The 11,713-nt window shown below is 55.7% G+C and carries 10 protein-coding genes and 1 pseudogene; 10 read left to right on the forward strand and 1 reads right to left on the reverse strand.

Translation table 11 applies throughout. The features are described 5' to 3' along the window. Positions 1-22 precede the first annotated feature (22 nt). The 9 genes from LA5095_RS20670 to LA5095_RS20710 all read left to right on the forward strand — a co-directional run bounded on the left by LA5095_RS20670 (position 23) and on the right by LA5095_RS20710 (position 9,817). Positions 23-1,303 (forward strand): ABC transporter substrate-binding protein, encoded by a 1,281-nt coding sequence (locus tag LA5095_RS20670; RefSeq protein ID WP_055118981.1) that lies wholly within the window; start codon positions 23-25, stop codon positions 1,301-1,303. A 71-nt stretch (positions 1,304-1,374) separates the two neighbouring features. Next, positions 1,375-2,391 (forward strand): carbohydrate ABC transporter permease, encoded by a 1,017-nt coding sequence (locus tag LA5095_RS20675; RefSeq protein ID WP_055118376.1) that lies wholly within the window; start codon positions 1,375-1,377, stop codon positions 2,389-2,391. Next, positions 2,384-3,457 carry a carbohydrate ABC transporter permease gene (locus LA5095_RS20680; protein ID WP_055118378.1) on the forward strand — a complete coding sequence of 358 codons (1,074 nt, stop codon included), beginning with the start codon at positions 2,384-2,386 and terminating at the stop codon, positions 3,455-3,457. The genes LA5095_RS20675 and LA5095_RS20680 overlap by 8 nt, the downstream gene beginning before the upstream one ends. Then, entirely contained in the window at positions 3,454-4,464 is a 1,011-nt protein-coding gene (locus tag LA5095_RS20685) for an NAD(P)-dependent oxidoreductase (protein ID WP_055118380.1), read from the forward strand. Before LA5095_RS20680 ends, LA5095_RS20685 begins: the two co-directional genes overlap by 4 nt. Before the next feature lie 15 nt (positions 4,465-4,479). Then, positions 4,480-5,571, forward strand: a complete 1,092-nt coding sequence (locus LA5095_RS20690; RefSeq protein WP_055118382.1) for an ABC transporter ATP-binding protein — start codon at positions 4,480-4,482, stop codon at positions 5,569-5,571. Further along, positions 5,568-6,596 carry a Gfo/Idh/MocA family protein gene (locus LA5095_RS20695; protein WP_235808859.1) on the forward strand — a complete coding sequence of 343 codons (1,029 nt, stop codon included), beginning with the start codon at positions 5,568-5,570 and terminating at the stop codon, positions 6,594-6,596. Before LA5095_RS20690 ends, LA5095_RS20695 begins: the two co-directional genes overlap by 4 nt. Before the next feature lie 10 nt (positions 6,597-6,606). After that, positions 6,607-7,626 carry a Gfo/Idh/MocA family protein gene (locus tag LA5095_RS20700; protein WP_055118385.1) on the forward strand — a complete coding sequence of 340 codons (1,020 nt, stop codon included), beginning with the start codon at positions 6,607-6,609 and terminating at the stop codon, positions 7,624-7,626. Then, complete coding sequence (locus tag LA5095_RS20705) at positions 7,623-8,702, forward strand: Gfo/Idh/MocA family protein (RefSeq protein WP_055118387.1); 1,080 nt, start codon at positions 7,623-7,625, stop codon at positions 8,700-8,702. Before LA5095_RS20700 ends, LA5095_RS20705 begins: the two co-directional genes overlap by 4 nt. Before the next feature lie 422 nt (positions 8,703-9,124). Beyond that, on the forward strand, positions 9,125-9,817 hold the full coding sequence (locus LA5095_RS20710; RefSeq protein ID WP_035898330.1) for a GntR family transcriptional regulator: 693 nt from the start codon (positions 9,125-9,127) through the stop codon (positions 9,815-9,817). A 627-nt stretch (positions 9,818-10,444) separates the two neighbouring features. Here the strand turns inward: LA5095_RS20710 and LA5095_RS33535 are convergent. Further along, positions 10,445-10,522 (reverse strand): annotated as a pseudogene (locus LA5095_RS33535) (hypothetical protein); the annotation flags it as partial. Positions 10,523-10,678: 156 nt separating this feature from the next. On the opposite strand from LA5095_RS33535, the gene LA5095_RS20715 reads away from it, so the two are divergent. Then, positions 10,679-11,707 carry a sugar ABC transporter substrate-binding protein gene (locus tag LA5095_RS20715; RefSeq protein ID WP_055118389.1) on the forward strand — a complete coding sequence of 343 codons (1,029 nt, stop codon included), beginning with the start codon at positions 10,679-10,681 and terminating at the stop codon, positions 11,705-11,707. Positions 11,708-11,713 lie beyond the last annotated feature (6 nt).

Below are 11,713 nucleotides of genomic sequence, written 5' to 3' on the forward strand. Positions count from 1 at the left end.
CAAAAGGTCGGGAGGAGTAACCATGACCAATCGAATGAAAACACTGCTTGGCACCAGCGTCCTGTCGCTGGCGCTTTTGACAGGCAACGCAATGGCGGAAGCCGATTTGCGCATGACCTGGTACAACGACGGCAATGAGAGTGAAGCCATGCAGGCTCTGCTCGACAAATTCGAGAAGCAAAATCCTGACATATCCGTCACGCTCGACGTAGTTCCCTACAAGGCCATTCTTGAAAGTCTGCCTGTGCAGCTTGCTGCTGGCGATGGGCCCGACATCGCCCGTGTGACCGACCTTGGTGGTCTGTCCAAGTATTATCTGGACATGACTCCGTACCTGGAAAACGCCGATTACTGGCGCGAAAATTTCGGTCCGTTCCTTAAATGGCTCGATCCGGACGGAGACCAGATCTCCGGCTTCATGACACAGCTGACCGTTACGGGCCCTTATGTAAACAAGACACTTTTTGAGCAAGCCGGTGTCGCAATGCCAGGAGAAGGTGCAACCTGGGACGACTGGGCCAAAGCCGTCAATGAAGTCGCCGCCAAGCTGGACATCCCCATTCCGATGGCATGGGACAGGTCGGGACACCGGGTATCGGGACCGGCGATCGCGATGGGCGCGAAAATGTTCGACGATGACGGCAACCCTGCACTTGTCGATGACGGTCTCAAGTCAATGGCAACCAAGCTGTACGACTGGCATCAGGACGGCACAATGGCGAAGGAGCTGTGGGGGTCCGTGTCCGGGTCTACCTATCTTGGCGCCAACGAGGATTTTGCCAACGCACAGGTCGTGATGTACATGTCCGGTTCGTGGCAAATCCCGCAATTTGCCGACAAAATCGGTGACGCGTTTGACTGGTGGGCTGTCCCTGCGCCCTGCGGAACCGCTGCCTGTACAGGCATGCCCGGTGGAGCGGCCCTGGTTGCGATGAAGGACAGCGATCATCCGGAAGAGGTTGCCAAGCTCATGGACTTCCTCGCGCAGGAAGAAAACCTGGCGGAGTTTTACGGCAAGAACCTGTTTATTCCGGGTCATCTCGGGCTGGCGACAGGTGGCGTTGACTTTGCCACCGACGACCCGCGTGCCAAACATGCACTCGAAACATTCGCAAATGCCGTACCGGGCATTTCGCCGACCGCTTTCGACCTTCAGGGATACGCGAACAACCGTGTGATGTTCAACGCCCTGATTTCACGCCTCGGCGAGGCAATCGTCGGTGAGTTGACGCTGGACCAGGCATTTGACCGCATGACGCAGGATGTTGAAAAGCAGCTTGCCGAAAAAGAACGCGGCAACTGAGTGTTGTCCGTATCCCGGCCTTCTGGCCGGGATACATTCCTTTTTTTGGCATTTTCCCGCCAGGTTGAACCATGTCTCCCAAACCCAGTAAAACGGCGTCAGAACAGCTTCAGGCCATTGCTGCCTGGCCGTTGCAGATGTTTTTCAGACTTCTCGACATCCCGCTTCGCGGGATACAGAAGATGGGCGGCATCGGGTCGATGCCATACGTATTTCTTCTTCCAAATCTCGCCTTTTTCGGGATGTTCGTGATCATCCCGCTATTCATCAACTTCGGTTTCTCGCTCACCGGCGGAACCAATCTGTTCCTGCAGGACCGCGTGTATGTCGGAGGCGAGCAATACTCGTTTCTGTTCAAATGCGAAAACTACATGGTGTCCGCAACCTGCCAGGAGGACCGCTTCTGGAAGGGCATCTTCAACACCGCGATATTCGTCCTTTTTCAGGTGACATTCCTTGTCATATTCTCCCTGATCACAGCCATAATCCTAAATCGCAAGATCAGGGCGCGCGGCTTTTTCCGTGCTGTTTTCTTCTTTCCCGTGCTTCTGTCGCCGGTTGTCGTTGCGTTGATCTGGAAGTGGATTCTTCTACGTGACGGTATCTTGAACGCATTTCTGGTGTCGCTCGGTCTCGACAAAATACTGTTCTTCGTTTCGCCCGAATGGGCGATGTTCTGGGCCGTTTTCGTCTCGATCTGGGCACATATGGGTTTCTACACTCTCATTCTTCTTGCCGGGCTTCAGGCCATTCCGCCAGACCTTTACGAAGCAGCGGAAATGGACGGTACGTCGAAGGAAAGGGTCTTCTGGCGGATCACGCTGCCGCTTTTGTGGCCAAACATGCTTGTCGTCATTGTGTTGGCGCTGATCAAGGGTGTGCAGATCTTCGACGAGGTTTACGTACTTACGGGCGGCGGGCCCGGCACTGCCACACAATTCATCGTCCAGTACATCTACAACACCGGCTTTACAAATCAGGTTCAGAATTTTGGCCTTGCGTCCGCGTCGTCAGTCGTTCTGGGCGTGGTCTTGTTCGTCCTTACAATGCTGCAACTCGCTGCCACAAGGAGGCGCAACAATGGCTGACGCAACCGCTCATCGTCGGACGATCGGAACGTTGCTCACCGCGAGGCGCGGCAGGGGTAAGCTGCACTGGACGGACATATTCACCTACCTCTACCTGGCCTTTGGCATTCTCCTGATGTTCGGACCTGTCGTCTGGCTGGTTCTGTCCAGCTTCAAGACGCCCGCAGGTCTGCTGGAGTTTCCGCCGACACTTTTGCCATTGGGTCAGATCAGCGCCGAGGTCGAGGGATATGACAAACCGCTGCCGATCTTCCGCGCAACGCTGGAAGACGGTACGGAAATGGAACTGGCGCAAGTCAGGCGCATCGGAATTGTCAGCCAGATGGTTGATCCCGCCAATCCAGACCAGACTTACAAAGTTCCGATTTCCAATCGCACACCTGTTCGCGAATTTCGCATTGCCAGCGAGAACTACACCGAGCCTCTGCGCAAATTCAATTTCGGCGGCTATCTGTGGAATTCCATCATCGTAACAGTGGTTGCAACCGCGATAACGCTGCTGATCAATTCCATGGCCGCCTACGGCTTGTCGATCTACGAATTCAAGGGGCGAAACGCGATCATGATCTTCGTGATCGGAACGCTGATGATCCCGATCACCGTGATCCTGGTCCCGGTTTACCTGGTGGTGACGTCACTCGACATGGTCAATTCACTTTGGGCCGTAATCTTGCCCGGAGCTGCCACTCCGACCGGGGTCTTTTTGTTGCGCCAGTACATGCTGACGCTGCCACGTGATCTGATCGAGGCTGCCCGCATGGACCGTGCGAGTGAATGGCAGATCTACTGGCGCGTCGTACTGCCCCTTGCCCTGCCCGCGATCGCGGTGCTGGCAATATTTTCCATCATGTGGCGTTGGAACGACTTTCTGTGGCCGCTGATCGTCTTGAACCGATCCGAAGTCTACACGTTGCAACTCGGGCTGAACGCCTTCCAGGGCGAGCTCGACGTGCAATGGCACTATATTCTGGCCATGACTGTCGTGACACTGATCCCGGTCGTGGTTGTGTTCGGATTTCTTCAACGGTTTATCACCACGGGTATTGCAAGCTCAGGAATGAAATGACGAAACCTCTTATTTTCCTCGACCCGCATCCACGTAATGAAATGATGGTTTACGATCAGGCGACAGAAGACACGCTGAACCAAATGGGCCGCGTGGTCGCCCATTTCGGCAGCCGGGCGCCTGACCACCTGGTTGACGACATCCTCTCAGAAGTCGAAATCATCATCGGTCAGACCGCCATGCCCAAGGAGCGGCTCGACCGAGCTCCCAGACTGCGTGGCATTCTTAACGTCAAGGCTAACTGGGAACCCAACATCGACTATGCCGAAGCCCACGCGCGCGGCATTCATGTCCTCTCGGCAGCTCCCTGCATGGCCCCGGCTGTCGCCGAATATTGCGTTGGTCAGGCGATCATGCTGGCAAGGGGTCTTCATACGTCCGATGGTCTCTTCCGTGATGGCAGCGAAGCCTATGGAATTGCCGGAAACGAGACTGCTTATTCGCTTTATGGCGCTGACGTGGCGCTTCTCGGCTACGGAAATCTCGGCCGGGCACTTGCGCCGCTGCTGCAACCATTCGGCTGTCGGATCATGGTGCACGATCCCTGGCTTTCGGACAGCTACCTGCGCAACGAAGGTTTGGAACCCGTCTCGCTGGAACATTTGCTGACCCGACCCAAGTTCATTTTCCTGCTCGCGGGTGTGACATCGGAAAACGAGGGTTTTTTGAACCGGAGCAAACTTGAAACGATCCGCCCGGATTCTTCCGTCATTTTGGCCAGTCGAGCCGAAATTGTCTCGTTCCCGGATTTTGTCGAACTGGCGGGCGAAGGACGATTCCGCGCTGCCGTCGATGTCTTTCCACAAGAGCCCGTCGCACCGGACGACCCCGTTCGAATGACACCGAAAGTGCTGTATTCCGCGCATCTGGCAGGCGGGATCCGACCGTCCTATGCGCGCATTCGTGAAGCCATGCTGGACGACGTGGGTCAGATTCTGAAGGGTCTCCCCCCACTTAGAATGCAACGCGCCGAACCCAGCCTGGCCGGCAAGATGCGCAGCCGGTAGCAAGAAGGATCGCGAATGACTCAGATTGATTTGAAAGCTGTGCGCAAGTCCTATGGCACTGTCGAGGTGATCCACGGAATCGATCTTTCCGTGAACTCTGGCGAATTCGTCGTCTTTGTAGGCCCTTCCGGATGTGGCAAGTCCACGCTCTTGCGTATCATCGCCGGACTGGAAGACATAACCAGCGGGACCGTCGAGATTGATCGGTCGGTGGTCAACACCATTCCAGCTTCGGACCGCGGTCTGGCAATGGTGTTCCAGTCCTATGCACTTTATCCGCACATGACGGTCTACAAGAACATGGCTTTCGGGCTGGAAAACTCGAAGATGCCAAAGGCCGAAATTGATACCAAGGTCCGCAAAGCCGCAGAAATGCTGCAGATCACAGACTATCTTGACCGCCGCCCCAAGGCACTTTCCGGCGGACAGCGTCAGAGGGTCGCGATCGGACGGGCAATCGTACGCGACCCGAAGGCATTTCTGTTTGATGAGCCCTTGTCGAACCTCGATGCCGAACTGCGCGTAACAATGCGCAAGGAACTGGCCGCGCTGCATGCCGAGATCGGCGGCACGATGATCTATGTCACCCACGATCAGACCGAGGCAATGACGCTTGCAGACAAGATTGTCGTCTTGCAAGGCGGTGTCGTGGAACAGGTCGGCAAGCCACTCGATTTGTACAACAATCCGCAAAACGCCTTTGTCGCCGGCTTTATCGGTTCACCGCGCATGAACCTTGTCCAGGCAACCGCAGAGGAGGATGGTGAAGGCATTGCGCTGGTGGCAAAAGGCACACGTGTGTCGCTGCCGCCAATTCAGGGTATCAAGCCTGGAGATACAGTGACCTACGGTATCCGGCCGGAACATATACTGCTCACCGATGCCCCCAATTCCAGTGATGCAATCGCCGAGGTCTTTTTGTCCGAGCAACTTGGTGGAGAGACCTACCTCTATTGCAAAGTCGACGGGATCGAGCAGCTCACCATTCATCAACCAGGACAGTTGCCGATCGAAAACGGCGAAACCCTTCACCTGCGCTTCGACAGGGCGCAGATGCACCTGTTCGATGCCAACGGCAAGGTCATCACCAACGGGGTGCAGACGTGAAAAAGTTCGGCCTGGCGGTCATCGGTTGCGGCATGGGGGCGAAACCGCATGCAGGTGCTCTCAAGGAGCTGGCAGATGTCATTGACGTAAAGGGAATTTACGCCCGTAGTGAAGGAACGCGGACGACATTCGCCAGTGAACACGGGTTCGCCGTTGCCGAGAGTGCCGAGAGACTGGCTGCCGATCCGTCTGTTGATGCCGCTCTCATCCTGACGCCTCCCAATGCGCGCGAGGACCTGGTTCGTCTGTTCGCGACCAACGGCAAACATGTTCTGTGTGAGAAACCCCTGGAGCGAAGCGAAGAGGCAGCTCGGCGAATTGTCGGGATCTGCGAGAGCAACGGCGTCAACCTGGGTGTTGTTTTGCAGCACCGATTTCGCCAGGCGAGCGAAAAGCTGGCGGGGCTGCTCGCCTCAAGAGCGTTGGGTGAAATCCGTGCCGTGCGTGTCGACGTGCCGTGGTGGCGCGATCAGAAATACTATGACGAGCCCGGACGCGGCACTTATGCGCGCGACGGCGGCGGCGTGCTTATCTCTCAGGCGATCCATACGCTCGACTTGATGCTGTCACTGACCGGTCCGGTAGCGGCGGTCCAGGCCCTCGCGGCAACGACATCTTTCCATGAGATGGAAGCAGAGGATTTTGTGGCGGGAGGACTGCAATTTGAATCTGGTGCGGTCGGGTCCCTGTTTGCAACAACAGCTGCCTTCCCCGGGGAAGCAGAATCAATCCGCCTCGATTGCGACAAGGGAAGCGTGCTCCTGAAGTCAGGAACCCTGACCATAGACTGGCGGTCGGGCGAACGTTCCGTATTCGGTGAGACAACGACGACCGGTGGCGGTGCGGACCCGATGGCGTTTCCCCATGAATGGCACCGCGATTTGATCGCCGACTTCGTCAAATCCGCACAGTCCGGGCAAAAACCGCGTGTGACCGGACGCGACGCATTGCAGGTTCATGCCCTTATCGCGGCTTTGGAAAAATCTTCGGCCGAACGCGCCTACGTCTCGCTCAATCATTCTTGAGGACAAAACTATGACCCCCCTGACACTCGGGGTGGTGGGCATCGACCACCGCCATATCTTCGGCCAGCTCTCGGGCATGATGGAACTGGGATGCACCTGCAAGGGCTGGTGGACCGAAGGAGAGCCTCAGCCAGTCGAAGGCTTTTTGAAACGATTTCCTGACGTGCCAAGGGTCGGGGATCTTCGCATGCTTCTGGACGATCCCGAGATAGACATGATCCTGATCGCCGATGTTCCAGCGCGCCGGGCGGACCGCGCCATGGAAGCGATGCGATCGGGCAAGGATGTCATGCTGGACAAGCCGGGTTGCACAACCCTGGAGCAACTCGAAGACATCAAGGCCTGTGTCGCGGAAACTGGCCGGATATGGTCGATCGATTTTTCAGAACGCTTCGAGGTGCGTGCTGTCAGCAAAGCTGCCGAACTCGTCAGGGACGGTGCAATTGGGGAAATCATACAGACGGTCGGTCTCGGTCCTCATCGTCTCAACCGGCCAACACGGCCGGACTGGTTCTTCGACGATCGGATGTATGGCGGGATTCTGACCGACATAGCATCTCACCAGATTGACCAGTTTCTGTTTTTCACAGGCTCACAGGACGCTGAAATCATTACGTCTTCAGTGGGTAACTTCGCCAATCCCGATGACCCGGGTTTGCAGGATTTCGGCGAGATCCTGCTTCGGTCCGGCAACCGGCAGGGCTACATCCGTGTCGACTGGTATACACCTGATGCGCTGCCGACCTGGGGGGATGGCCGCCTGGTCATTTCAGGCACGGAAGGTCAGATCGAGTTGCGCAAATATGTTGATATCGCTGGGCGGAGCGGCACGGATCATGTTTTCCTCGTCAACAAGGACCGCTACGAATACATCGATGCGTCCGGAGAAGACCTCCCGTATTTCGCCAATCTCATCAACGATGTGAACACCCGTTCGGAAACCGCAATGTCGCAGGCGCATTGCTTCAAGGTGATGGAGCTGGCCTTGAAGGCGCAGGCAAAGGCCACCCGCCTGGGAACCCTGAAATGACCTATCAGGTCGCCGTACTCGGCGCCGGGATCGGTGTTCAGCACATCAGTGGCTTGCTTCAACTGACAGACCGCTTCCAGGTTCTGACCGTTTGCGATCTAAACAGGGAACTGGCCGAAGCACAGGCCAGCCGAACAGGTGCGAAGTTCTCGACATCCATCTCTGAAGTGCTCCGTGACCCGGAAATCGATATCGTGGACATCTGCTTGCCTCCTCGCCTGCATGTCCCCATCGCAATGGACGCCCTGGCAGCAGGAAAGCATGTCGTCGTTGAAAAACCTCTTGCCGGATCAGTTGCGGATGCCGATCGCCTATGTGAAGCGGAACACAAGGCGGAAAGGAAGATCTTTCCGGTGTTTCAATACCGTAACGGTCGCGCGTTTCACCAGCTCCAGGCATTGAAGGATGCCGGCCTGCTCGGTGCACCGCGTGTCGCCTCTCTGGAAACTCACTGGAACCGAAAAGCCGACTACTACGCTACGCCCTGGCGTGGAACCTTGGCTCATGAATTGGGTGGGGCAGTGTTAAGTCATGCCATCCATATCCACGATTTGATCTCGACCCAGTTCGGTCGCGCTGCCAATGTTTCCGCACTTCTCAACACATCCATCAACGCAATTGAAACAGAAGACTGCGCGGCAATTGCAATGCGCATGGAAACCGGCGCGCTCGTTACCTCCTCGGTCACACTTGGTGCCGCTGATAATACCTCACGGCTTAAAATGGTGTTTCAGCATGCGACTGCGGAAAGCAAGCAGGAGCCATATGCACCCGGTGAGGCCAACTGGACATTTACCGCGCGTGACGCCGATCGACAGAATGAAATCGACAACGTTGTGCGGGCGACAAGCCAATGCCGGGAAGGTTTTGCCGGCTATTTCGAGGCGATAGCCGATAATCTGGACGGCAGGCCCAGCCCCGTGGTGAATTTGTCTGATGGGCTGGCTGCGGTTGAACTGGCAACGGCCATATACCTCGCCGATCGCACCGGTGAACGTGTGGTTCTGCCACTCGACCGTAGTTTGCCCATTTGTCGAGGATGGGGCGATCTGTCTCATGCCACTGTTTCATCTTGACCAACAAGGTTTTGTTCGCTTCCGGTCCATTTGTATTTTGATTTGGAGGAGCTGGTTCGCTTAAGTCCGATCAAGCGTGAAACGCGTCGTGGCGACGTGTTTTTTCCATTGGCCGGCCGGATCTTGCGCGTCATACGGGATGCGAGGATCCACTTCAGCGAAAAGTCGTCACGGTACCCGGAACTGGCAAGACAGCAGCAAAACGTGTCTCGATCTGCCAGGCAAGGAACCCGGCCGCCTTTCAGGAGACATGCAAATTGTTCAAAGGTGAGCGCGCGCGCCTTTCGGACCAGGTAAATCGATCATTTTTGCACGCCCTGATGTCACTCTGTTTCCTTTGCAGCAGCAAGCCTGTATATTAGTATATTAAATTCAACGACAGACTAAGCCGTCAATGGCGACGCTGATGCAAAGCGGACCAAATGAACACTTCTGAGAACCTAAAACAGCGGATCGTCGGGCAGTCCATGACGGATCGTGTCTATGATGCAATCCTCGCGATGATCCTCCGGCTTGAGATCAAGCCACGCGAAAAATTATCCGAAGTACAGCTGTCGAAGGAACTTGGTGTTAGCAGAACGCCCGTCCGTGAAGCATTTCTTCGCCTGGAAAGCCTGGGGTTTCTCGACATCGTGCCACAGCGTGGAACAATCGTGGCACCGATGCGGGATGCGGAGTTTCGCAAGTCGCAATTCATGCGGGAAGCGTTCGAACTGGCGCTGGTACGCAGGGCCATCGAGCTTGAGGACAATAGCGAACTTTGCATGGCGCTTGACCGCGAGCTAAAGCTGCAAACAGTCCACTCGGAGCTTGCTGACGAAAACTCGTTTTTCGAATCCGATGAAGCCTTTCACGAGGCCATTGCTGTTCATTGCGGGGTAGCGGAAATCTGGCCTGAAGTGCAACGTGTCAAAATGCACATGGACAGGTTCAGATACGCGATCAGGTCACAGCGCGAAACATCAACGATCCTGGAGCAGCATCGAAGAATTGCAGAAGCAATTTGCAATCGCAACGAAGCCGAGGCGCTGGCGGCCATGACATTACATTTGCGCCGTGCCAATCACCTGATTGCCGATGCAGCGAAAGAACACCCGGAATATTTCGAGCTGTGACAATGGCTTGATCACGATTTTCTTTTTTTTCAATAACTTAGATTTTAATAACCTCACAAGACCGGACGTGAGACAAGTGATCGCGCTCGGCACTTCGTCTGAATCACACTGGCGTTTTGGCGATATTGAGACCGATTGATCGCCCAGGTCGCCCGGCGAATTGAAGGCTCTGCGCGTCACGTCTGAATGGGCAAAGGCCGGGCCCTCGCATCGGTCGTCTTACTTCCCGTACCCAATTCAAGCACAATGCTAACAGCCAATCCGATCGTCGCCGCCCGGGAAAGACTGAAAGCCATACCGGCCTGCACGCCACCCGCGCGTCGCGCAAGACGACACATCGATGATGCCCCCTCGCCTGCTTGAATCATACTGGGAATGAGTTGCCGGCTCTACTGCAACGCGCTTTCAAAAGGCAACGCCATGGCTCCTCTGAGGTCGGCAAACTATGTTTCAAGGAATATCCTGATCGCCTTGTATCGCGCATCGCTGATTTGCGCATCAACCCGTCCTTGGTTGCCGAACATATGAACTCAGCAACGGATCGCACCGACCATTGAACCGGGATCAGTCAGAGGCGGCTGGAACCTTTCACTTGGCTCGCCGGCCGAGCGTCCCAACCCGTTGCGATCAAGTTTCCCCTCGACGGCATGGATACCGCCGCTTTCCTGCTGACAGGCAGCTGCACTGACTTTCATTCAGGCGGCAACGGAAAGAAAGACGAACCGCTCAGCGGTGCGTTTCCACGCGTTGATGTTTCCTTACAACTCCGCTTGCCGACCACATAATTGTATATTACCATACAAGTAAGAAAAAGGCGTATTGAAAGCTTGAAAACTCGAAACCGGGAGGAAGTTTAGGATAATGACCGACATCAAGAAGCTATCAACCATGTGCGCCGCCGTTGCGGGACTGGTGTTAGGAACGACCGCGGCAATGGCAGATTCCAGCACACGGGTCGCGTTGGTTCCTGGCGGCCCGCATCCGTACTTTGCTGCCTGGGAGCTGGCAGGAAAAGACGCTGCCAAGGATTTTGGACTGGGAGCTGCAGACTACAAGGTTCCGCAAAAGTGGGAATTGAGCCTGCAGAACCAGATGCTCGAAAGCCTCGTAACCCAGGGTTATAATGCTTTCCTCGTCTTTCCAGGTGACCCGGTTGGTACAGTCGCGATTGCCGATGAGCTTGCTGCGACAGGTGCCCCGGTTATGGCACTGGCGGGATGTCTGAAAGATCCCTCCCAAGCCGTTTTCTGCATGGGAACGGATACCGGCAATTCAGCTTATCTGGGGACACAGGAACTTTTGAAGGTTCTTCCCAAGGGCGCGAAAATCGCTCATTTCACAGGTTTTCTGGTCGACCCCAACACACAGCTGAGGATTGACGCTGTCGAAAAAGCTGCCTCCGAAGGAGGAGCCGAAGTGGTCCAGGTGATCGCAGATATCGATGCACCCGAGCCTGCAGAAGAAAAGATCAATGCCTATCTTGCGGCACATGCAGATGACGTTGACGGTATCATCACGACTGCCTGGGTTCCTGCGGTCGTCGCATCAAACGCGCTGCGAAAGATTGGTGACAAGCGCATCAAGATGGTGGGCATCGACCATGATGAGGTTGTCCTGGGCGCCATCAAGGACGGCTATGTCCATGGAACAATGCTTCAGAATCCATACGGCCAGGGCTATCTGGGTTCCTACGCAGCCGATCGCCTGCGTTCCGGCTGCACTGTGAAGGATGATGCGCCGTTCAAGTCGATCGCGTTGACCGACAAGTTTATCGACAGCGGAACCGTATTTGCAGGTGCTGATGCGGTCGACAACTACGTCAGTTCGATGCAGAACATCACCAAAGAGATCTTTGATGGTTTCGAAGACACCTACCTGAATTGCGGCTGACAGCTG

Source organism: Roseibium album (assembly GCF_001404515.1).
Lineage (GTDB): Bacteria > Pseudomonadota > Alphaproteobacteria > Rhizobiales > Stappiaceae > Roseibium > Roseibium album.

Coding starts and splice junctions, on each gene's coding strand:
- LA5095_RS20670 (WP_055118981.1), top strand. CDS start 23: ATGACCAATCGAATGAAAACACTGCTTGGCACCAGCGTCCTGTCGCTG.
- LA5095_RS20675 (WP_055118376.1), top strand. CDS start 1,375: ATGTCTCCCAAACCCAGTAAAACGGCGTCAGAACAGCTTCAGGCCATT.
- LA5095_RS20680 (WP_055118378.1), top strand. CDS start 2,384: ATGGCTGACGCAACCGCTCATCGTCGGACGATCGGAACGTTGCTCACC.
- LA5095_RS20685 (WP_055118380.1), top strand. CDS start 3,454: ATGACGAAACCTCTTATTTTCCTCGACCCGCATCCACGTAATGAAATG.
- LA5095_RS20690 (WP_055118382.1), top strand. CDS start 4,480: ATGACTCAGATTGATTTGAAAGCTGTGCGCAAGTCCTATGGCACTGTC.
- LA5095_RS20700 (WP_055118385.1), top strand. CDS start 6,607: ATGACCCCCCTGACACTCGGGGTGGTGGGCATCGACCACCGCCATATC.
- LA5095_RS20705 (WP_055118387.1), top strand. CDS start 7,623: ATGACCTATCAGGTCGCCGTACTCGGCGCCGGGATCGGTGTTCAGCAC.
- LA5095_RS20710 (WP_035898330.1), top strand. CDS start 9,125: ATGAACACTTCTGAGAACCTAAAACAGCGGATCGTCGGGCAGTCCATG.
- LA5095_RS20715 (WP_055118389.1), top strand. CDS start 10,679: ATGACCGACATCAAGAAGCTATCAACCATGTGCGCCGCCGTTGCGGGA.